The organism is Devosia sp. Root413D1 (genome assembly GCF_001425235.1).
Taxonomy (GTDB): Bacteria; Pseudomonadota; Alphaproteobacteria; order Rhizobiales; family Devosiaceae; genus Devosia_A.
Genome location: NZ_LMEA01000010.1, coordinates 222,229 through 244,440, shown reverse-complemented (window position 1 = coordinate 244,440; position 22,212 = coordinate 222,229). Strand labels below are relative to the sequence as shown.

Below are 22,212 nucleotides of genomic sequence, written 5' to 3'. Positions count from 1 at the left end.
CTGCTCCGAACTAACGGAGACTCCAAGACCCTTCGAAACCGACGATTTCTGATGAGACACTTGGACCACCTCCTTTTGCTGGTTGAACATGACCGCGAAGGTGGGACCGATTTACGGATCTGACAAGGGCAAATGCGCAACAGACGTGAATGAACGGTGACAACTCGCGTCGCGCAGCTGTCGTTTGGCCTTGAGAACCGAAGCAGCCCTTTCGGCGTCCGCTCGCCGCGATCACAGTTGCACGTCCATGTCGACCTGGATGGTCCGCGACAGGTCGGCAAGGACACGCTCCGCGGGCCGCTGAGCGGCGTTCTCCGGTACGTGCCGGCACGCGCATGTGGGGCGTCCATAATGCATCGACCCCGCCACGGCTGCGCCGGGCGGGGTCGATTGAGTACGGATCGGCTTACGCCGAAGCGGAAATCAGAACTTGAAGTTCACGCCCGCCGAGATGGTGTGGGCGGTGAGGCCCAGGTCGGTATCGCCCGCATCGAGGGTGTAGGTCTGCGAGCCGTAGTCGCTGTAGCGATACAGCAGGTCGATCGAGATGTTGTCGGCAACCGCAAATTCGACGCCCGCACCAACGGTCCAGCCGATGTGAGTCGCATCGTCTTCGACGCCGGGCACGACGGTGTTATCGGTGGCGGTGGCGCCGGCGAAGGCCACACCGGCCGTCAGGTACGGCAGGAAGGCGCCGCCGTCAAAGCCGAGACGACCGCGGATGCTGCCGAGCCAGTTCACGTCGTAGGCGATACCATCAACGGTATTCTCGCCGCCAAGATCCGACCAGGCGACGTCGGCAACGATACCGGCGACGATGGCTTCGGAGACGGTGAAGTTGGCGCCGACCGCGACGCCGAGCTGCCAACCGGTCAGGTCGTACTCGGTATCGGGAGCAACGAAGTACCCATCGTCGTCATTGACGGTACCCCAGCCGTAGCCGGCAAAGGCGCCGACATACACGCCGTCCCAGTTGCCACCGACGTCGATGACACCAACCGGGGGAGCGGGTTCGCTGATGATGAGATCGGCCGCCTGGACCGAGGAGATGAAGCTCAGAGCGGCAACGCCGGCGAGCAGGGAAACGGCAAGACGATTCATGGGTGGCCTCCAGAAAAGCAACGCCTATAAGATACGCACGTCCTGGGGAAAGAAAACCCGACTCCGCCAGCAACGCACAGCTTAGCCGTAAAGTGTCACCCTCAAGACACAGGTATGGCCTGGGTTCTTAATGACGTTGCAAATCTCTATTTTAACACAATTACGCCACGCATGAGGCGGCGCGGGACGATGCTGCGCGATACCGCACCAGGTAACGTCGCATCATCGCAAAATCAAACCCCGCCGCGGCTTGCGCCGGGCGGGGTCGATTTAGATAACCGTTCGGCTCGAGGCCGAAGGCGGAAATCAGAAGCGGAAGTTCACGCCGGCGGTGACCGCATGCGAGGTCAGGCCGAACGACTGATCGACGGCGCCCAGATCATAGTCCTTCGAACCATAGTCGGTGTAGCGGTACTGCAGGTCGAGCGACACGTTGTCGGCGACGGCGAACTCAACACCGGCACCAACGGTCCAACCGACGTGGACCTGGGTGTCTTCAAACGCGGCGTCCGTCACCGTGGTATTGGCAAAAGCCACACCGGCGGTCACGTACGGCAGGAAGGCGCCACCATCAAAGCCGAGACGACCACGGATAGAACCGGCCCAGTCGACGCTGTACGAGCTGTCCGCATCGACGTCGCCATTGAGGTCCGTCCAGGCGATGTCGCCGACGATACCGGCAACGATGGCTTCCGAAACGGTGAAGTTGGCGCCGGCGTTCACGCCCAGCTGCCAGCCCGTAAGATCGGTCTCGGCGTCGATACCATTGAGGAAATAGTTGTCCTCGTCGGTGACGGTGCCCCAGCCAGCGCCGGCGAAGGCGCCGATGAACACGCCGTCCCAGTTGCCGGTGGTCGACACGATGCCGACCGCCGGAGCGGGCTCGGAGATGATGAGATCAGCGGCGAAGGCCGAGGACATCACGGAGACGCCAGCCACACCGGCCAGCAGAGCGATTGCAAAACGATTCATTTAGTCAACTCCTAGAGAGAGGGCCCTCACGTAGCCCCTGTCGCGGGCAAAAGCGACCTCACGTGCTAACAAACTGTTCACGCGCTGCGCCTCCAGAAGAGAGTCGTGCCATTCGCGCCACACCTGTTTCCGGCATGGCGATTTCAAGGCACAACTGAGGAATTTTCGGGGAAAAAGAGACCCCGCCGCGGCTCGCGCCGGGCGGGGTCCTGAACTTTCAGCAGTCAGACTGGCTTAGAAGTTCCAGTGCAGACCGGCCTGAATGGTGTGAGCGGTCAGATCGATCTCAGGATCGGTACCGGCCGAGAAGTCATAGGTCTGCGCGCCGTAGTCGCTATAGCGGTAGAGCAGATCGATCGACAGCTCTTCGCTAACGGCAAACTCGACACCAGCGCCGACGGTCCAGCCAATGTGTGTCGCGTCGGCCTCGATACCACCGAACAGTGGCGAGAAGCGTTCAGCATGGGCGACCGCGAGACCGCCCGTGAGGTACGGCAGGAAGGCGCCACCGTCGAAGCCGATACGGCCACGCAGCGAGCCCATCCAGTCGATCGTGTGAGTGGTGCCATCAAAAGCGCCGCCTTCGATTTCACCGCTGATGTCCGCCCACGCGATGTCACCGACGACACCGATCACGAGGCCCGAACCAACGGTGGCGTTGAAGCCAGCGTCAACACCGAGCAGCCAGCCGCTCAGATCAATATCGTTGCCGCCAACCGGCACGGGGCCGACGCCACCAGCCGCAGTGTGGTCCGCAGTGCCCCAGCCGGCGCCGATGAACGCACCGATAAATGCGCCGTCCCAGCTGCCGCTGACGTCCACGACGCCGACTTCAACCGGCTCTTCAATGATCAGATCCGCGGCGTAGGCCGAGGACATCAGACCAGCAGCGGCCACGGTGGCCAGCAGAATAGTTGTGATGTGCTTCATGGTTGCCCTCCAATAGGTCCAACATACCCTCACACGGAATGTGGCAGGAATCGAGCCCCTCAAGGGCGACAATTGAGAGTCTTGAAGCAAGTGTTGCAGCCTTGCATCGGCTCCCAGGTGACTTCTCGCAAGAACTTTCTCTTGATATACCATAATGTTAGCAGCGCCATATACCGATTTCCACGTAGCGGCATACCCCGCCATGCGGGGCGCCGGAATTTTGTGGCAAAGCCAAGACAACTGCATTCGAAACGCCAACGACTCTATCCGGTGAGCCGAATCTGTTCATGCGGCGGCGATCAACAAACGATCGCCGGGCACCGACTGATTCCGGCTTGCGACTGATTCAGGCTTGAACGTCCCGGGAGGGAGGCTGAAAAGCAAAACCCCCGGCAGCCGATCGGCGCCAGGGGCTTGTTGGATGGTGGGTGTGACAGGGATTGAACCTGTGACCCCCGCCGTGTGAAGGCGATGCTCTCCCGCTGAGCTACACACCCATCCGTTCGGGTTGCGACCTCAGGTCTGTTAAGACCGTCGTCCGTCGCGACCAAACTGCGGCGCCGATTTCATCGGCATATTCAAGGACTTCGGGAGTCCTTCAAGCGAGGGATGGTGGGTGTAACAGGGATTGAACCTGTGACCCCTACCATGTCAAGGTAGTGCTCTCCCGCTGAGCTATACACCCATCACATCGCTTGTCACGTCGGGCACCGCCCGTCGTTGCGAGCGCGGTAGACCATAAAACCCGCTTGCGGGTCAAGCGTGAATTCCGGGCTGGGGAAACTGTTAGAAAGACGGGGGGCGGTGAGTGGAATCGCTCCGCGCTTCCGCTCGAACGCGCATCGCCCGCGATGCGATACGCGATGCAACGCATCGCCGCGGGATCAGGCCGCCAGCAGCCGCTCGACCTCGTGCACCAGATCCTTGAGGTGGAAGGGCTTCGACAGCACCGACGCATCCTTGGGGGCTTCCGAGTCGGGGTTGAGCGCCACGGCGGCAAACCCGGTGATGAACATCACCTTGAGATCCGGATCGAGCTCGGTGGCGCGGCGCGCCAGTTCGATCCCGTCCATCTCCGGCATCACGATGTCGCTCAAGAGCAGCGAGAACGGCTCTTCGCGCAGTCGCTCGTACGCCGACCTGCCGTTGTCGAACGAGACCACCTCGTAGCCGGCGGTCTTCAACGCGCGGGTGAGAAACTGGCGCATGTCGTTATCGTCTTCGGCGAGCAGAATGCGCTTCATCATGTCCTCTTGGCGCCCCATCGACGGCGTTCTGCCGCGGAACTCTAATGGGTGATGTTTAATGCAAGTTTTCTCGATCGAGAACCCATACGCGGCAAGTGTGAACATGCTGCCTTCGGACTTATGGACATTCGGCAACGCGCGCGGCAAAGTACGGCAATAAGGCAGCGCTTCGGCGCTGAAGGGAGACCCGGTGCAGTCCGACTATTGGGACAGGCCAGCATTCGAAACCATCCGGCCCCGCCGGGTGATGGCGCCACTGGTGTTCAATTCCGCACATTCCGGCCGCGACTACCCCGAGCGCTTCCTTGCGATGACCCGGCTCGACCACCTGTCGATCCGTCAGTCCGAGGATGCCTTTGTCGACGAGTTGTTCCAGCGGGCGCCGCACCTGGGTGCGCCGCTGATCCGGGCGCATTTTCCGCGCGCCTATCTCGATGTGAATCGCGAGCCGTGGGAACTCGACCCCACCATGTTCGTCGAGCCGCTCTCCGAACGCTTCAACACCACCAGCCCGCGTGTCGCCGCCGGGCTCGGCACGCTGGCGCGCGTCGTGGCCGAGAACAAGCCGATCTATAAGGAGCGGCTGACGCTCGACGACGCGCGCATGCGCATCGAGGGCATCTACCAGCCTTACCACGCCACCATGCAGCGGCTGCTGACCGAGGCCTATGGCGCCTTCGGCGTGGCAGTGCTGATCGACTGCCACTCGATGCCGCGGCTGTCGCGCAGCGGCGACCGGCTCGGCCCCGACGTGGTGCTGGGCGATCGCTACGGCACCACCTGCGCCCCGATTCTCGCCGACCTCGCCGAGATGGTGTTTGCCGGCGCCGGGCTGCGGGTGGCGCGCAACCGCCCCTATGCCGGCGGTTTCTGTACCCGCACCTACGGCCGACCGCAGCACGGCGTGCATGCCCTGCAGATCGAGCTCAGCCGCCACCTCTATATGAACGAGGTGACGCTCGAGAAAAACGCCGGCTTCGGCGCCATGCGGCAACTGGTGGATCGGCTGGTCGCGACGCTGGTGGGGCTCGATTTCGCCATGCTCGCGCCACCCACCCCGGTGCAGGAGAAATACGCGGCGGAGTGAAGGGTGGGCAACGTGGATGCCCCATCCCGATGTCATCCCAGCGAAAGCTGGAATTCATCTCCGCGGTGAGGGCTTCGCCCTCGTCCGCCAGGCTGGCGCAAGCGGCGCGTTAGGTCCCAGCTTTCGCTGGGATGACATCGAGTTTTTGGTACGGCTGGTGCATGGCCCCGAACGTTCGAAGCAAAAAATCGGGCCGCCGGAGCGGCCCAGTCAAGGGAGGAAACGATGACGGCCAGAGTGCGTTGCCTAAGTCGAGGCAAGAGGCTCAAGAGCCGCCCATCCATCATGCAGTTACTGGCGTGAACTGATTTGCGCCCCTCCACAAGGCGGCCGGAAGTCTTCAACAGATAAACTTGCGCCGTTGTTGCAAAAATGAATCACGATCGTCACAAACTATTCGCGCATGTCGACTGAGATCGGCGGCTAGAACACTGGACCAACTCACAAAATCGCGCCGGGAAGGCTGACATGGAAGATACATCTCTTGGCGCGGACCGTCTCGGCGGCCTTACCGCCGACCTGGTGCGCCGCACCTTGCTCGATGCCGCCGAAATCGCCGCGAGCATCACCTTGCCCCGCTTCCGTCAAGGCATCGCCGTGGACAACAAGTGGGCCGTAGGGTTCGATCCGGTCACGGAGGCCGACCGCGAGGCCGAACGCGTCATCCGCGAGTTGATCGGTGCGCGTTTTCCAGACCACGCCATCGTTGGCGAAGAATGGGACGACAAGCCCGGCTCAGCTCCCTTTTCGTGGATCATCGACCCGATTGACGGCACCCGCGCCTTTATCACCGGAGTACCCGTATGGGGTACGCTGGTCGGGCTCACCTTAAAAGGACGTGCGGTCGCCGGCCTGATGGCGCAGCCGTTCACCGGCGAAATCTACCTGAGCCTGCCCGGCGAGGCTGGCTACTATCGCGGTGATCAGCATCTGCCGCTTAGAACCAGCACGGTGACCGAACTGTCGAAAGCCAAGCTGACCACCACCTCGCCCGACCTCTTCCTGCGTCCGGGACGGGACCTTACGCGGCAATGGGACGCCATCAGCTCGCAGGTGCTGACCACCCGCTACGGGCTCGATTGCTATGGCTATGCCCTGATGTCGGCCGGCCACATCGATCTGGTGGTCGAGGCCGGGTTGAAGAATGTCGATATCTGCCCACTGATCCCGCTGATCGAGAATGCCGGCGGCGTCATCACCACCTGGGACGGCGGCCCGGCCGAACAAGGCGGCAACTGCGTCGCCGCGGCGACGCCTGAGCTGCACGCAGCGGCCATGGCAGCGCTCAGGGGGTAATGGGCCTTCCAGCTAACCCCAACCACGGTTGTCATCCCTGCGAAAGCAGGGACCCAACTCACCTCTTGCGCCAAGCGTTGGATGGGTCCCAGCTTTCGCAGGGATGACATCGAGTGGGGGAGTGGGCAGTGGCCACCAGACGTCAGGCGCTCTGTTCCGTAATAAACGCGTCGAACGCCGCGAACACCTGGGCGCGGATGGCGTCGTTCTCGACGAACATCTCGTGCCGGGCCCCGGGGATCACCACGTGGCGGCCGGTGCGCATCCTCAAACCCAGCGTCTCGATGGCCGCGGTCGAGACGATCTCGTCGCGCGCCGCCGCCAGCATCAGCACCGGGATGCGGACGGCGCCGGGGAACTGGTCGGTCGCGGCGCCGGCCATCGCCTCGAAAGCGGAGGCGGCCCAGCGGAAGGTCGGGGCGCCGAGCTCCAGTTCGGGGCGGGCCTTCAGCACCTCCACCGAGCGGTTGAAGCGCGCGAGATCGGAGGTCAGCGGGTTGCCGGCAAAGCTCTGTTCGGTCTGCGCCTTGTCGCCACGCCGCCCGATCGGCAGTCGGGCCAGCCCGAGATTTGAGAGCGTGCCGCAAAGCCGCGCCATGCCGGCCATGCTGAGCGGCTGGCGATCGAGCCCCACCATCGGCGCCGACACAAAGATCCGCTCGAACATCATGCGGTCTCGGATACCGGCATAGAGCGAGGCGAGCCCACCCATCGAATGGCCGACGAGGTAATAGGGCGCGGGGCAATCGGGCAACAGGATCGAGCCATGGAAGGCCTTGAGGTCTTCCCAGTAATCGTCGAAGCGCCTGACATAGCCGAGCCGCTTGTTGCCGATCAGCCGCTGGCTGCCACCCTGCCCGCGCCAATCGAAGGTGGCGACGGCGAAACCGCGCGACTGGAAGTCGGCGATGGTCTCGAAATATTTCTCGATGAACTCGGTGCGCCCCTGGACCAGGCAGATCGTGCCCTTGGCCGCGCCCTGCCCCTTGGGGAAGGTGGCATAGCGCAGCTGTACCTTGTCGGGCGTAGTGAAGTAGCCGACCCGCGCGCCCTCCGGCACCGGGTTGGACGGCACCACCGCAAGGGTTGGCCCATTGGGGTCGACGATGGCGTTCATGCGCTGCTCCGGACGATAACCCTGTGCATACTGGATTCCCGGGCCGGCGGGAATGATGGGTGATGCCCAAGCCCGGAAAACCGAAAAGCCAGCGCCTCGGTTGAGACACTGGCTTTCCTGTGATGGCCGCCTTGCGGGGGGCGGGTGAAGGCGGCTCATTCGGTGTGCCCTGCAGCAGACAGTAAGCACAGTCCCGCTTATAGGAGCCGCTGCCTGAACCGCCTTTGATCGCCACATTCATCTTCGGTTCATCGACCTGAACCGGGGTCTTGAACCCTGGCCGATGCTCCCTAAATCAATGCTGTCCGCCGGGAACTCCCGGGGATCGGGAACCCGGGAATGCCTGCTTGCCCAATTGGGGAGCGCGCGTGGGACACCCGAACACAAGCCACGTTGCTCAAAGGAGAATGTGATCATGGCTAGCTACGATTTTTCCCCCTTCTACCGTTCGACCGTCGGTTTCGACCGCGTCTTCAATCGTCTCGATGCCCTCGTGGGTCAGGAGGCGAAATCCTATCCTCCCTACAATATCGAGAAGACCGGCGAGAACGCCTACCGCATCTCGATTGCTGTCGCCGGCTTTGCCGATGGCGACATCGCCATTGAGAGCAAGGAGAACAACCTGGTCGTAAAGGGCGCCAAGGCCCAGGAGAGCGAGGACAAGTCTCGCGAGTTCCTGCACCGCGGCATTGCCGAGCGCGCTTTCGAGCTCAGATTCCAGCTCGCCGACTACGTTGAAGTCGCCGGCGCCAACCTCGAGAACGGCCTGCTCCATATCGAGCTGAAGCGCGAGATTCCGGAGAGCAAGAAGGCTCGCCAGATTCCGATCAGCGCCTCGACCAAGACCATCGAGGACCAGACGGTCAACTAATCCGGTCTGATCCGGTCACGAACGACCTGGCACAACCAGGCGGTCTGTTCGCCAGGTGAATGGAAATGAGGGCGTGGTTCGTGAAGAACTGCGCCCTTGTTGTTTGTACAATACACACTTTTGCCAGCAACGAGGCCTTGCCCGCGGGCAACAGAACTGATGGTGTTCGGCCTCATCTTCTCGAGGAGCGTCACCATGCATCGCCTGGCCATCATCGTTGCTGTGTTCTTGATTGCTGCCTCACCAGCTCTCGCCGCCGAAACCCGCTGCGGCTGGTACATGAACCCCACGCCGGGCAACCTCTGGCTGATGGATAAGGACGCCACCTGGACCATTACCTCGCAGGCAGAGGCGACCGGCCCCGATGCCGAGGGCGTCGAGAACACCCCGGATTTCGATGACAAGCAGTTCGTCGAGACCAACAACCCGGGCAGCGGCTACGGCTATGGCTGCGCCTGCATGAGCGTCACCGTCGACAAGGCGGAGGAGCGCATCACCCGGGTCTTCTCGGGCGAGATCAAGCCACTCAGCGTCTGCAAGGCCGACAAATCACTGCCCAGCCCCGACTGATCGCGCGCGCTTCGTTCAAGACATCCACGCTGGCTTTGAGGAACCTCCGACGCACCCACGCCGTTCTCACGGCGTCCCTGCAACGCGTCACAGGTTCCCCAAGATGAAATCCCCCGAAATCGGCCTCAAGTCCAACACCAAGGCCGAAATGATCGACCTGTTGAATGCCCGCCTCGCCGACGCCATCGATCTGGCGCTGGTCACCAAGCAGGCGCACTGGAACCTCAAAGGCCCCACCTTCATCGCCGTACATGAGCTGCTCGACCAGTTGCGCGACGACGTCGATGAGCATGTCGACATCATCGCCGAGCGCGTCGCCCAGCTCGACGGCATCGCCCTGGGCACGCTGCAGACAGTGGGCAAAGCCAGCAAGCTCGCCCCCTACCCCACCGATATCAGGAAGGTCCCCGACCACGTCGCCGCCTTGGTCGAACGCTACGCGGCGCTGAGCAAATCCACCCGCGAGGGGATCGATGCGGCGGACGAAGCGGGCGATGCCGACACGGCGGATATCTTCACCGCCTTCTCGCGCAGTCTCGACAAGAACCTGTGGTTTCTGAAGAGCCACTTGGAGTAGGTGAACGCCACACAGAGTTGTCCCCCTTGATGCGATCCCAGCGAAAGCTGAGCCCCATGCATCTGCCGATAGGCGCAAAGTTAAGGGATACTCATCACTTCTGATGCGGCGCTATCGGTGAGCTTGCCCCCGGACGACACCCCAAACTCGGTGTCATCCCTGCGGAAGCAGGGACCCAACTCACAGCCCGCGCAGTTAGATAGATGGGTCCCTGCTTCCGCAGGGATGACAGCCGGTGGGTTGGGGGCTCAACGCGACCATAGCGTAGCGCCTGCGTGCATCCGCCGGTAAGGGCTTCGTTGGATCCCCTGCTTCCGCGTGAGATGACGACGGGTGGGTACGAGCCGACTAGCCACTTTAGCTGAGCCTTTGTGGTCGATGGCCTTTAGGTTCCCCTAACATAAGTGATTACGCGAACCGGCTTCCCATCAATGATCTGCTCACCGGTTAGGTCAGACTCGACGAGATATGGATCTGGAACGCCACGCACGCTGTCAACGACGATAAAGACAAGGTGGTCGCAGTCCGGATGCCGCCCGTAGGTTTGGATATCTACGAGCATCTCGTCTAGTACGCGCCGCCATCTCCCCTTGGCGCCAATCCACTTGATCTCAATGAGGGTCTTGGCCAGGCCGCTGTGCAGGTCGGCCACCCTTGAAGCTCCCACTCTGGAGGGTACTGGCTCTTCGCGCCTGATGTCAGAGATCGAAGCCCTGAGCATCGCATACAGGAGGTCGCGGATGTCGTCCTCTCGCGTTACCGGCCACGACTGAAGGCCTCGTTCCCGGTTAGCGAAGCACCTAATGGCCGGCGTTAGTGCATCCGCAGCACGACGTATTGTGCTGAGGAACAGTGCCGTTCCTTGCTCTTCAATTACCTGCCGTCGGGACTGATCCATTCCACAGACGATGCGCTCAAGGTGAACGCCCATGAAGGCAGCGGGACAATGCCACGGAGGCCCAAAGCTCTCGCCGTTCACCGTGTGGATTCCGTAAGCATCGGCCCGTGACGCTATGTCGGGAGGTATTTCGGGGACCTCCCTCGCCCACTCCTTTCCACTGCTGAGAAAGTGGTCCAGAGCCTTCATACTACGGACGTACTCAATCACCTCATCGCTAGTAAATGGTATGCGCACGTGCCGAAAATCGTCCAAGTGGTCGACCCACTGGTCCGAGTAAATTGCCCCCTCGCGCTGGAGGGACACCATGTCTTGAAGGTGCTCATCGTCGAGGTACTCAAAATCATGATCGAACAGTCTCACGACTAGCTCCTCAGTGACGCAAGTCACTCATCATCAGATCGATAAGTTGCATTTCTGCTTCGGGCAAGACATCGAGGCACTCGAGGCTGAAGAAGCCGAAGTGTTATCTGATCCCCCGCGTCGCCGCCCGCGCCATCCCATCGTGCGGCCCGAGCTCCCGCTGCGGCGCATCGAGCCAAGCCCGTCCCACTTTTGCGAACTCCTCCATCCGCTCGGGGTTCAGCGGGTAGTTCAGCTGATTGCCCTCACGGGCATGCTCGCCGACCACCAGCAGGTGCACGTCGGCGTCGCTGTTGTTGAGGAACGAGTGGGCAATGCCGGTGCCGGCGGGAAATACCGCCGCATCGCCTTCGTCGAGCTCGTGCAGGTGCCCGTCGATCCACACATCCGGACGGCCCTTAAGCACCAGCACGAACTCGTCCTCTTCGCTCTCGGCATGCGGACGCGAGGTGCGGTTGCCGGGGGCGACGATGTCGTAATTGATGCCGATGCGCTTCATTCCCAGCGCCGCCCCCATCCGGCTGCTCTGGCCGCCATGGTTGGTGTGCTTGGGGTTGGGGAACGGCGCGAGGCCCTTGCTGTAATGGGCGATAAAGCCGGGGCGACGGGGACGGGCTGCGCCATCGTCGCGGCTGCCGGCCCGCGCCTTGCCGTCATGCGGGCCGAGCGGCCGTTTCGGCGCATCGAGCCAGGCGCCGTTCCAGCTGCTGAATTCGGCCATGCGCTCGGGGTTGAGCGGATAGTAGAGCTGGTTGCCCGGCAGTTCGTGCTCGCCGAGGATGATCAGCTGCATGTCCTCGTCGCTGTTATTAAGGAAGCTGTGGGCGATTCCAGTACCGCCGGGAAACGCCACGGCGTCGCCGGCCTCGAGCGGATGGAGCTTGCCGTCGATCCACACGTCGGGTTTGCCGCCGAGGACGAAGACGAACTCCTCCTCTTGGCTTTCGGCATGCGGAAACGACGAACGGCTGCCGGGCGGCGCCACTTCATAGTTGATGCCGATATGGGTGAGGCCATGCAGCCCCCCGAGCGGATAGCCGAATCCCCCCATGTCGGCAAAGCCGCCATGGTCGAGCGGCCTGAGGCCATCCCGGATGTTGACGATGAACGATGGTCTCGGTGGCATTTGTGGCTCGGAGCGATTTCGCGAGGTGAAACATGTACATCCCGACAGCTGGATGTCGATGGGGCAGCTCCGGCCCAGGTGTACCGCCGAGTTCGCATCCGTTCGATTTCCTATAGCTGCAGCAGGGCCAAAACGCTGGAAATGCGGCTTTCTCAGGCGGCGCATGGCCGTCAACTCCTACTGTTTTCCTATTCCCTCCCTGCGATCTCCTACGCCGGCTCAGTCACAACACGGCAAAAAAGTGTCCTCAGGCGCTTGCTCGTAGTTTGGAATTATGCAAATGTATCCTCGATAGGACAGCACGTCTGTCCAATTTCGTGAGCGGCCGGTCTCCCCGGATGCGTTTCACACGCCGATCCGGCTGGACCGCTTGTCGATAGCGGAAACGGAGGGGTGGGGCCTTATCGAGCCCGTACGAGCGGCCATTTGGATGCAGAGCCGCTCCCCACTAAAGGATTGCGCACTCGGATTCGAGCCGTACACTGAGGTACGACTGGGGGCCGAAGGCGCGTCGAAAGGAACTTGAACACCAGGGCACTCGCCCTGGTCTCGAAGACGACTGCAAAAACAGAGGACTTTGCAAATGGCTGAACCACGGAACGGATCGATGTCACATCCCGTCACGGAAACCGCCATTCGCAAAAATGGCGGCTATCGAACAGATCTGCCTGTAGGCGTGATGCGGCCTCAGGCCGAGGGTCTCTATGATCCCTCACGCGAGGTCGACGCCTGCGGCGTGGGCTTCATCGTCAACCTGAAGAACCAGCCCAGCCAGAAGATCGTGCAGAACGGTCTCGCCATCCTCGAGAACCTCGAGCATCGCGGCGCCGTGGGCGCCGACCCATTGATGGGCGACGGCGCCGGCATCATGGTGCAGATCCCGCACAAGTTCTTCGTCAAGGAGAGCGCCCGGCTCGGCTTCCACCTGCCCGAGCAGGGCAAGTACGCCGTCGGCTTCATCTTCATGCCGCAGGATGCGGAGCTGCGCGCCAAGATGGAGCGCGTCGTCAGCAAGGTGATCGAGGACGAGGGCCAGACGGTCATCGGCTGGCGCGACGTGCCGTCCGACAACGCCTCGCTCAGCAAGGACCCCGAGATCGTCGCCACCGAGCCCTGCCATCGGCAGGTGATCATCGGCCGCGGCGACGGCATTGCCGACGAGGAAGAGTTCGAGCGCAAGCTCTACGTCATCCGCAAGGTGATGTCGGCCAAGATCTTCTCGGCCTTCGAAGGCAAGCCGAACGATTTCTACATCGTGTCGATGAGCTGCCGCACCCTGGTCTACAAGGGCATGTTCCTCGCCGCCCAGCTCGGCGCCTATTATCGGGATCTGCACGATCCCGACTTCGAGTCGGCACTGGCGCTGGTCCACCAGCGTTTTTCCACCAACACCTTCCCGTCCTGGCGACTGGCGCACCCCTACCGGTTCGTCTGCCACAACGGCGAAATCAACACGGTCCGCGGCAACGTCAACTGGATGGCGGCCCGCCAGGCTTCGGTGTCGTCGCCGCTGTTCGGCGGCGACATCAACAAGCTGTGGCCGATCTCCTATCCGGGTCAGTCTGATACGGCGTGTTTCGACAACGCGCTCGAATTCCTGCTGCGCGGCGGCTACTCGCTGCCGCACGCCGCCATGATGCTGATCCCGGAAGCCTGGGCCGGCAACCCGCTGATGGATGAGGATCGCCGCGCCTTCTACGAGTATCACGCTGCGCTGATGGAGCCGTGGGACGGCCCCGCCGCCATGTGCTTCTCGGATGGCGTCCATATCGGCGCGACGCTCGACCGCAACGGCCTGCGCCCGGCGCGCTATCTCGTCACCGAAGACGATGAAGTGGTGATGAGCTCGGAAGCCGGCGTGCTGCCGATTCCCGCTTCGAAGATCAAGAAGAAGTGGCGCCTGCAGCCGGGCAAGATGCTGCTGATCGACCTGAAGCAGGGCCGTATCGTCTCCGACGAGGAGATCAAGGCCGAGCTCGCCAACGCACATCCCTATAAGCAGTGGCTCGGGCGCACCCAGATCGTGCTCGAGGAACTGCCGGCGGTGCATTTCGAGCCCAAGACCTCGGATGTGCCGCTGCTCGATCGCCAGCAGGCCTTCGGCTACACGCAGGAAGATCTGAAGATGATCCTGCCGCCAATGGCCGCCACCGGCCAGGAAGCTGTGGGATCGATGGGCACCGACACCCCGATCTCGGCGCTCTCGAACAAGTCCAAGCTCCTCTACTCCTACTTCAAGCAGAACTTCGCGCAGGTGACCAACCCGCCGATCGACTCGATCCGCGAAGAGCTGGTGATGAGCCTCGTCTCGTTCATCGGGCCGCGGCCGAACGTGCTCGATTTGACCGGCGGCAACAGCCGGCAGCGGCTCGAAGTGCGCCAGCCGATCCTCACCAACGAGGATCTGGAAAAGATTCGCGCCATCGGCGGCATGGAAGACAACCCGTTCCGTTCCAAGACGCTCGACATCACCTATCCGGTGTCCGAAGGCGCAGAGGGGATGAAGCGGGCGCTCGATCAGCTGTTCTCGGATGCCGAGATGGCCGTCCACTCGGGCGACAACATCATCATCCTCTCCGATCGCTCGATGAACCGCGAGCGGGTGGCGATCCCGGCGCTGCTGGCGACCGCCGGCATCCATCACCACCTGATCCGCAAGGGTTTGCGCACCTCGGTGGGCCTCGTGGTCGAAACCGGCGAAGCGCGCGAAATCCACCATTTCTGCGCTCTCGCCGGATATGGCGCCGAGGCGATCAACCCCTACCTGGCGTTCGAGACGCTGGCCGCCATGCAGGGTGACCTGCCGGGCGAGCTGGACGCGGACGAGATCATCTACCGCTACATCAAGGCGATCGGTAAGGGCATCCTCAAGGTCACTGCCAAGATGGGCATCTCGACCTACCAGTCCTATTGCGGCGCGCAGATCTTCGATGCGGTGGGCCTCACGACCGATTTCGTCTCGACCTACTTCACCGGCACCGCCACCACCATCGAGGGTGCGGGCCTCAAGGAGATCGCCGAGGAAACCGTGCTGCGGCACCAGGATGCCTTCGGCAATTCGCCGGTACTCGAGGATGTGCTCGATGTCGGCGGCGACTATGCCTTCCGTCAGCGCGGCGAGGCGCATGTCTGGCGCTCGGAGACGGTCGCCAGCCTGCAGCATGCCGCCCGTGGCAATGCCCGCGACAAGTACCGCGAGTTCTCGAAGCTCGTGAACGAGGTCGAGGACAAGTACGTCACCATCCGTTCGCTGTTCCGCATCAGGAAGGCGGATGAGGAGGGCCGGGCGCCCGTCGAGCTCGATCAGGTCGAGCCGGCGGTCGAGATCGTCAAGCGCTTCTCCACCGGCGCCATGAGCTATGGCTCGATCTCGCTCGAAGCCCACACCACACTCGCCATCGCCATGAACCGGATCGGCGGCAAGTCGAACACCGGCGAGGGCGGCGAGGAAGTCGATCGCTTCAAGCCGATGCCGAACGGCGACAGCAAGCGCTCGGCCATCAAGCAGGTGGCCTCGGGCCGCTTCGGCGTGACCACGGAATACCTGGTCAACTCCGACATGATGCAGATCAAGATGGCCCAGGGCGCCAAGCCCGGCGAAGGCGGCCAACTGCCCGGCGACAAGGTGAACGAGACCATCGCCAAGGTCCGGCACTCGACTCCGGGCGTCGGCCTGATCTCGCCGCCGCCGCACCACGACATCTACTCGATCGAGGATCTGGCGCAGCTGATCTTCGATTTGAAGAACGTCAACCCGACCGGCCAGGTCTCGGTGAAGCTCGTCTCGGAAGTCGGCGTCGGCACGGTTGCCGCCGGCGTCGCCAAGGCGCGCGCCGACCATGTCACCATCTCCGGCTACGAGGGTGGCACCGGCGCTTCGCCGTTGACCTCGCTGAAGCATGCCGGCTCGCCGTGGGAAATCGGCCTCGCCGAGACCCAGCAGACGCTGGTCCGCAATCGGCTGCGCAGCCGCATCGCGGTACAGGTCGATGGCGGCGTGCGGACCGGCCGTGACGTGGTGATCGGCGCCCTGCTCGGCGCCGACGAGTTCGGTCTCGCCACCGCACCGCTGATCGCGGCCGGCTGCGTGATGATGCGCAAGTGCCATCTCAACACCTGCCCGGTTGGCGTCGCCACCCAGGATCCAGTGCTGCGCGCCCGCTTCACCGGCAAGCCCGAGCACGTCATCAACTACCTGTTCTTCGTCGCCGAGGAAGTGCGCGAGCTGATGGCCGAGATGGGCTACACCCGGTTCGAGGAAATGGTCGGGCAGATGCAGATGCTCGACAAGACCGAGGCCATCGACCACTGGAAGGCCAAGGGGCTCGATTTTTCGAAGCTCTTCCACAAGCCGTTCGCGCCGGAAGGCGTGGGGATCACCCACACCGAAAGCCAGAACCATCCGATCGACAAGGTTCTCGACCGTCGCCTGATCGCCGCGGCGCAGCCCGCGCTCGACCACGGCACCCCGGTCAAGATCACGGAGACCATCACCAGCGTCGATCGCTCGGCGGGCGCCATGCTCGGCGGTGCGGTGGCCAAGCGCTATGGCCATGCCGGCCTCGCCGAAGACACCATCGCGGTGTCGCTGACCGGCACGGCCGGCCAGGCCTTCGGTGCCTGGGCCGCGCGCGGCATCTCCATCGATCTGGTGGGCGAGGCCAACGACTATGTGGGCAAGGGCCTTTCCGGCGCTCGCCTCGTGGTGCGGCCGCCGGAAGAACGCGGCTACGTGCCCGAGGACTCGATCATCATCGGCAACACCGCGCTTTACGGCGCCATCACCGGTGAGTGCTACTTCCGCGGTGTGGCCGGCGAGCGCTTCGCCGTCCGCAACTCCGGCGCCATCGCCGTTGTCGAAGGCACCGGCGACCACGGCTGTGAGTACATGACCGGCGGCGTGGTGGTGGTGCTGGGCCGGACCGGCCGCAACTTCGCGGCGGGCATGTCCGGCGGCGTGGCCTATGTCCTCGACGAGGACGAGAGCTTCGAGAGCCGCTGCAATATGTCGATGGTCGAGCTCGAGCCGGTCGTCGAAGAGGAACGCCTCAATGGCCGCGACTTCGGCCACCACGGCGACCTCGAGACCATGGGCGTGGTCGAGATCCTGCACGACCTGCAGCGTCGCGATGCCGAACGGCTCTATCAGCTGATCGCGCGGCACAAGAGCTTCACCGGCTCGTCGCGCGCCAACCACATCCTTTCCAACTGGGACGAGTACCTGCCCAAGTTCAGGAAGGTCATGCCGATCGAGTACCGCAAGGCGCTCCAGCGGATGGAAAAGGCCCGTGAGGCCGCTCAACAGGTCGCGGCGGAGTAAGAACAATGGGCAAGATCACTGGCTTCCTCGAAATCGATCGCGTCGACCGGGATTACCTCCCGGTCGCCGAGCGGCTGAAGAACTACAACGAGTTCACCCTCCCGCTGGGCGACAAGGGCACCCGTGACCAGGCGGCGCGCTGCATGGATTGCGGCATTCCGTACTGCCACAACGGCTGCCCGGTGAATAACCAGATCCCGGATTGGAACGATCTCGTCTACAAGGGCGAGTGGCTGAAGGCGCTGAAGAACCTTCACTCCACCAACAACTTCCCCGAGTTCACCGGCCGCATCTGCCCTGCCCCGTGCGAGGCGAGCTGCACGCTGAACATCCCGGACACCCCGGTCAACATCAAGTCGATCGAGTGCGCCATTGTCGACAAGGGCTGGGAAGAGGGCTGGATCAAGCCGCAGATCAATCCGAACAAGACCGGCAAGAAGGTTGCGGTGATCGGTTCGGGCCCGGCCGGCATGTCCGCGGCCCAGCAGCTGGCCAGGGCCGGCCATGATGTGCATCTCTATGAGAAGGCCGAGCAGATCGGCGGCCTGATGCGCTATGGCATCCCGAACTTCAAGCTCGACAAGACGCAGATCGATCGCCGCGTCGAGCAGATGGTGGCCGAAGGCGTAACGCTCCATACCGGCGTCAATGTCGGCAAGGATATCACCGCCGATGAGCTCGCCGGCCGGTACGACGCCATCGCCATGTCGGGCGGCGCCGAGAAGCCGCGCGACCTGCCAATCCCCGGCCGCGAGCTCGACGGCATCCATTTCGCCATGGATTTCCTCGGCCAGCAGAACCGCCGGGTCACCGGCGAGCCGCTGAACAACGTCACCCCGATCCTTGCCGGCGGCAAGCACGTCGTCGTCATCGGCGGCGGCGATACCGGGTCCGACTGCATCGGCACCTCGAACCGTCAGGGCGCCGCTTCGGTGACCCAGATCGAGATCATGCCCATGCCTCCCGAAAAGGAGAACAAGGCGCTGGTCTGGCCGAACTATCCGGTGAAGTTCCGCATCTCCTCGTCGCAGGAAGAAGGCGTCACCCGTGACTTCGCCGTGGCGACCATCCGCTTCGACGGCGAGAACGGCAAGGTGACCGGCCTGCAATGCGCCCGCGCCGACGAGAAGTTCCAGCCGATCCCCGGCACCGAGTTCGTGCTGAAGGCCGATCTCGTGCTGCTCGCTATGGGCTTCCTCGGACCGGTGCAGGAAGGCCTCGTGCAGGGCGCCGGTGTTGCCACCGACAAGCGCTCGAACGTCATGGCCGACACGCTGAAGTACCAGACCAGCCGCGAAAAGTTCTTCGCCTGCGGCGACATGCGCCGCGGCCAGTCGCTGGTCGTCTGGGCCATCCGCGAAGGCCGCCAATGCGCCCGCTCGATCGACGAGTGGCTGATGGGCAAGACCGATCTGCCGCGATAAGGCGATCCGCAGGAACGAATGAAGGGGCGCCTCGGGCGCCCCTTTTTTTCTTCTTCGGCCGTCTCTCGCCGCACACACCGGATGTCATCCCAGCGAAAGCTGGGACCCACCCATCAGCCCGTGCCGACGGTGAGTTGGGTCCCAGCTTTCGAGAGGGATGACACCGAGTGGTGGGCTGGAGCAGCGTGTCTCCTTCAGTCAAACCACGTTGATCTCGACTGGAATATTCCCGCGCGTCGCCTTGGAGTAGGGGCAGGTCTGGTGCGCCGCGGCGACCAGCTGTTCGGCGAGCTCGCGCTCGAGGCCCGGCAGGCTGATATTGAGCCGCGCCCTGAGGCCGTACTGCTCGCCTTCCATCACCAGGTCGACTTCCGCATCCACCGTGCGCTCGGCCGGCAGCGCCACCTTGAGCTTGCTGGCCACCGCGCCGATCGCGCCGAGAAAGCACGCCGACCAGCCGGCAGCGAACAGCTGCTCGGGATTGGTGCCGTTGCCGAAGCCCGGCGGCGACAGCGCCACGTCGAGCGCGCCGTCCGAGCTGCGCGCCGTGCCGGCACGGCCCCCGCTGGTGTGGGTGCGGCCGGTATAGAGGGTCTTTTCAATCTGGTTCATTGCTCTTCCGTTCGTTTCACATCGGGGCTTGGCAGGCCGCGCCAACACCACCATTTAGTTATCGCGATAATCATTACGGCGCGACTTGTGTCACAGCTCGTGCAGCCGTACAAGCGAAAAGTTATCGCGATAATGATTTTGCGAACGGAGCTCTCCGATGGCCGAACCGCAGCGTGACCAGGAAGCGGGCCTCGCCGACTTCATGTGCTTTGCCGTCTACTCGGCCAACCTCGCCTACTCGCGGGTCTACAAGCCCGTGCTGGAGGAACTCGGGCTCACCTACCCGCAATACATCGCCATCGTCGCCCTATGGGAACAGGACGAGCAGACCGTCAAAGGGCTGAGCGACAAGCTGTTCCTCGAGCCGAGCACGGTGACCCCGATGCTCAAGCGGCTCGAGGCGATGGGTTACGTCACGCGGACGCGTGGCACTGAGGATGAGCGGATGGTGTTCGTGCGGCTCACAGAAACCGGCCGGCAATTGCGCGAGAAGGCCCGCGAGCTGTCGAAGATCACCTACAAGGCGGCCGGGCTGAACAAGGACGAGTTCCGCATCCTGCAACGCGGCATCACCAACCTGCGCGACAACCTGATAGCCGCGGCGGGTGAGGCGTGAGCATCAGCTCACGGTTGATTTGAGATGCGCTGGGCTGCCCCTCACCCTGACCCTCTCCCCGGCGGGGAGAGGGGACGCACTTTGCACCGACAGTGCCACATCGCCCCCTCTCCCCTCCGGGGAGAGGGTCGGGGTGAGGGGCAGTACAACGTTACTGCGTAAACCGCCTACTTCGCCCCGGCCGTCTCGAGCAGCCTCGCGATCTCGGCATAGCCACGCGCCCTGGCGTGGGCCAGCGGCGTCACCCCATCTCCGTCGGCGAGGTTCACATCGGCGCCGCCCTTGATCAGGTCGGCGACGATCTCCTGGTAGGTCGACCCACCATCGGTGAGGATCACCGCCTCGAGCAGCGCCGTCCAGCCCAGCCCGTTGACGTGGTTGGGGTCGACCCCCGCCGCTAGCAGCAGCCGCACATTCTCCGGATGCCCCTTCTCGGCCGCCGGGATCAGCGGCGTGCCGCCGAAGCGGTTGGTATCGGTGAGTTTGGCGCCGGCCGCCAGCAAGAGCGTCAGGATCTCGGTCCGCCCTTCGGCGCCGGCGTAGAGGTAGGGCGTATCCTTGATGTCGTCCTTGGCATTGACGTCGGCGCCGGCCTCGATCAGCACCTGCGCCGCCGCCAGCGCATTGGCGTGCGTCGCCACCAGCAGCGCCGTGCGGCCGCCGCTGTCGCGCACGTCGACCGCCTGCCCGGCCGCCAGCAACTGCGTCAGCGCCGCCGCGTCATTGTCACGGGCAGCGGCGAGGAAAGCCTGGTCATCGGCCATGGCGGGAACGGCTCCTGCGATAAGGGCAAGGCCGGCAAAAACGGCGCGGCGCTTCATTTCGGGTTCGGGTTCTCGACCTTGCCGACACCGAACGCATCGGCGCGACCGACCGGCGCCTCGATCATCTGCGTCAGATCGAACCCGACGGTTGCCGCATCGGCCATGTCGGCGGTCACCAGGTCGGCAGCGCGCCGCGGCGTATTGGTGAGCGAGATCACAGCACCCGCCACTTCGAGCAGCTTCATCTGCCCCAGCCCCTGATAGGGCGGGCGCATCATCAGCTGCGCGTCGGTGCCGAGCAGCGGATCGGCGACTTCGATCCCCACCGTGCCGCCGCCGCGATAGTAGTTCTTGAGGCTCTGGCTCAGGTAGAAGGCCAGCTTGTCGGCGCCGGCGGCGGAGAAGTGGATGCCGTCTTCCTTGCGCATGCGCACCTGGTTGCCGTTGAGGTCGGGCCCACGCGCGGTATAGCCGCCCTCTTCGGTGGCGAACTTCTCATAGATATCGAGAAACTCGGCGCCCCCGCTGAACGCCGCGAGGCGCTGGATCTCATTGACCTGGATCATCGCCTTGCCGAACTTCGGCGCTTCCATCGGCGGCAGCCCGATCCAGATCGTCGGCTTGTTGGCGGCGCGCAGCGCCTTCACCACATTGGTGACGCGGGCCGAATACTCGGTGGTCCATTCCGGCGTCAGCGAGCCATAGACCTCGCCATTGAGGCGCATCTTCTGCCGGTCGTTGATGCCGATGATGATGACCGCGATGTCGAAGCCGTTGCCGGTAATCTGCTCACTGATGGTCTTGGGCCAGTCGAAGAAATCCGGCCTGACGAAGCTCGACGAGCCGACGCCCTGCGTCAGGATCGAGATGTTCGGGTCCTCGGCATAGAAGCGCTCCAATGCCTTGCCGACATCGGTCGCCATCGAGTCGCCGAACACGGCAAGCCGGGTCGCGCCGAGCGCCTTCTCGATCTTGGGCTTTTCCGGCGGCGGCAGCGCCGCCTTCTTCTGCTTTTTCACCACCGGCTTTTCGACCACCGGGGCTTCTTCCTGCCGCTGCTCGTCATCGCCGAACAACAGGTCCATCAGCGTTCGCCGCTTCTTGCGCGGCGCCTGTTCCTGCTGCGCCACAAGGATCCGCCCGTCATCGAGCTGCTGGGTGATCGCCGGCACGACGAACTCGGCCTCGCGCGCCTGCGCGAACATCGGCAGCATGTCGGTGAGCACCAGCGCCGCCACGACGGCGCCGACGACCCAGAGCACGAACCGGTTGGGTTTCTTCTGCATGGCAGCCATTTAGCTGACGAACGGCGGTGAATTGA

Annotated in this window: 18 protein-coding genes and 2 tRNA genes; 8 read left to right on the top strand and 12 right to left on the bottom strand. The window is 63.4% G+C overall.

Annotated features, from left to right (window positions below; translation table 11 throughout):
- Positions 1-423: 423 nt before the first annotated feature.
- From ASC89_RS15870 to cpdR, 6 genes are all read right to left on the bottom strand, one after another.
- On the bottom strand, positions 424-1,101 hold the full coding sequence (locus ASC89_RS15870; RefSeq protein WP_055999485.1) for an outer membrane protein: 678 nt from the start codon (positions 1,099-1,101) through the stop codon (positions 424-426).
- 306 nt (positions 1,102-1,407) lie between these two features.
- Positions 1,408-2,073, bottom strand: a complete 666-nt coding sequence (locus tag ASC89_RS15865) for an outer membrane protein (protein WP_055999482.1) — start codon at positions 2,071-2,073, stop codon at positions 1,408-1,410.
- Between the two features lie 234 nt (positions 2,074-2,307).
- Positions 2,308-3,003: an outer membrane protein gene (locus ASC89_RS15860; RefSeq protein WP_055999479.1), complete on the bottom strand. Its 696-nt coding sequence runs from the start codon at positions 3,001-3,003 to the stop codon at positions 2,308-2,310.
- A 422-nt stretch (positions 3,004-3,425) separates the two neighbouring features.
- Positions 3,426-3,500: transfer RNA gene (locus ASC89_RS15855), tRNA-Val, on the bottom strand.
- A gap of 113 nt (positions 3,501-3,613) precedes the next feature.
- Positions 3,614-3,688 (bottom strand) — tRNA-Val (locus ASC89_RS15850).
- 199 nt (positions 3,689-3,887) lie between these two features.
- Entirely contained in the window at positions 3,888-4,250 is a 363-nt protein-coding gene (gene cpdR, locus ASC89_RS15845; RefSeq protein ID WP_211200049.1) for a cell cycle two-component system response regulator CpdR, read from the bottom strand.
- Between the two features lie 190 nt (positions 4,251-4,440).
- Here cpdR and ASC89_RS15840 point away from each other — a divergent pair, with 190 nt between their 5' ends.
- Both ASC89_RS15840 and hisN read left to right on the top strand, forming a co-directional pair.
- Positions 4,441-5,337, top strand: a complete 897-nt coding sequence (locus tag ASC89_RS15840) for an N-formylglutamate amidohydrolase (protein WP_244488477.1) — start codon at positions 4,441-4,443, stop codon at positions 5,335-5,337.
- 468 nt (positions 5,338-5,805) lie between these two features.
- Positions 5,806-6,633, top strand: a complete 828-nt coding sequence (gene hisN, locus ASC89_RS15835; protein ID WP_055882969.1) for a histidinol-phosphatase — start codon at positions 5,806-5,808, stop codon at positions 6,631-6,633.
- A gap of 142 nt (positions 6,634-6,775) precedes the next feature.
- Here the strand turns inward: hisN and ASC89_RS15830 are convergent, their stop codons facing one another.
- Positions 6,776-7,750, bottom strand: a complete 975-nt coding sequence (locus tag ASC89_RS15830; protein WP_055882968.1) for an alpha/beta fold hydrolase — start codon at positions 7,748-7,750, stop codon at positions 6,776-6,778.
- Positions 7,751-8,165: 415 nt separating this feature from the next.
- On the opposite strand from ASC89_RS15830, the gene ASC89_RS15825 reads away from it, so the two are divergent.
- The 3 genes from ASC89_RS15825 (at position 8,166) to dps (ending at position 9,768) form a co-directional block, all read left to right on the top strand.
- Positions 8,166-8,621, top strand: a complete 456-nt coding sequence (locus ASC89_RS15825) for an Hsp20 family protein (protein WP_055882966.1) — start codon at positions 8,166-8,168, stop codon at positions 8,619-8,621.
- Between the two features lie 195 nt (positions 8,622-8,816).
- Complete coding sequence (locus tag ASC89_RS15820) at positions 8,817-9,191, top strand: DUF4087 domain-containing protein (RefSeq protein WP_056000013.1); 375 nt, start codon at positions 8,817-8,819, stop codon at positions 9,189-9,191.
- A 103-nt stretch (positions 9,192-9,294) separates the two neighbouring features.
- A complete protein-coding gene (gene dps / locus ASC89_RS15815) occupies positions 9,295-9,768 on the top strand; it encodes a DNA starvation/stationary phase protection protein Dps (RefSeq protein WP_055882962.1) in 474 nt (157 codons plus the stop codon).
- Positions 9,769-10,153: 385 nt separating this feature from the next.
- On the opposite strand, the gene ASC89_RS15810 is transcribed toward dps, so the two are convergent.
- Positions 10,154-11,029: a hypothetical protein gene (locus tag ASC89_RS15810; protein ID WP_055999472.1), complete on the bottom strand. Its 876-nt coding sequence runs from the start codon at positions 11,027-11,029 to the stop codon at positions 10,154-10,156.
- Positions 11,030-11,132: 103 nt separating this feature from the next.
- Positions 11,133-12,155, bottom strand: a complete 1,023-nt coding sequence (locus ASC89_RS28975; protein WP_244488476.1) for a cupin domain-containing protein — start codon at positions 12,153-12,155, stop codon at positions 11,133-11,135.
- A gap of 679 nt (positions 12,156-12,834) precedes the next feature.
- Between ASC89_RS28975 and gltB the strand changes: the two genes are divergently transcribed.
- Positions 12,835-17,475 (top strand): glutamate synthase large subunit, encoded by a 4,641-nt coding sequence (gltB, locus tag ASC89_RS15795; RefSeq protein WP_244488489.1) that lies wholly within the window; start codon positions 12,835-12,837, stop codon positions 17,473-17,475.
- Between the two features lie 5 nt (positions 17,476-17,480).
- Positions 17,481-18,899, top strand: a complete 1,419-nt coding sequence (locus ASC89_RS15790) for a glutamate synthase subunit beta (RefSeq protein WP_055999465.1) — start codon at positions 17,481-17,483, stop codon at positions 18,897-18,899.
- A 198-nt stretch (positions 18,900-19,097) separates the two neighbouring features.
- Here the strand turns inward: ASC89_RS15790 and ASC89_RS15785 are convergent, their stop codons facing one another.
- Positions 19,098-19,511 (bottom strand): organic hydroperoxide resistance protein, encoded by a 414-nt coding sequence (locus ASC89_RS15785; protein ID WP_055999462.1) that lies wholly within the window; start codon positions 19,509-19,511, stop codon positions 19,098-19,100.
- Between the two features lie 157 nt (positions 19,512-19,668).
- On the opposite strand from ASC89_RS15785, the gene ASC89_RS15780 reads away from it, so the two are divergent.
- Positions 19,669-20,127, top strand: coding sequence for a MarR family winged helix-turn-helix transcriptional regulator (locus ASC89_RS15780; RefSeq protein WP_055999459.1), 459 nt, complete (start codon positions 19,669-19,671; stop codon positions 20,125-20,127).
- A gap of 167 nt (positions 20,128-20,294) precedes the next feature.
- On the opposite strand, the gene ASC89_RS15775 is transcribed toward ASC89_RS15780, so the two are convergent.
- Positions 20,295-20,891 carry an ankyrin repeat domain-containing protein gene (locus tag ASC89_RS15775; protein ID WP_244488475.1) on the bottom strand — a complete coding sequence of 199 codons (597 nt, stop codon included), beginning with the start codon at positions 20,889-20,891 and terminating at the stop codon, positions 20,295-20,297.
- Positions 20,892-20,944: 53 nt separating this feature from the next.
- On the bottom strand, positions 20,945-22,177 hold the full coding sequence (locus ASC89_RS15770) for a DUF459 domain-containing protein (RefSeq protein WP_162247949.1): 1,233 nt from the start codon (positions 22,175-22,177) through the stop codon (positions 20,945-20,947).
- Positions 22,178-22,212: the final 35 nt, after the last annotated feature.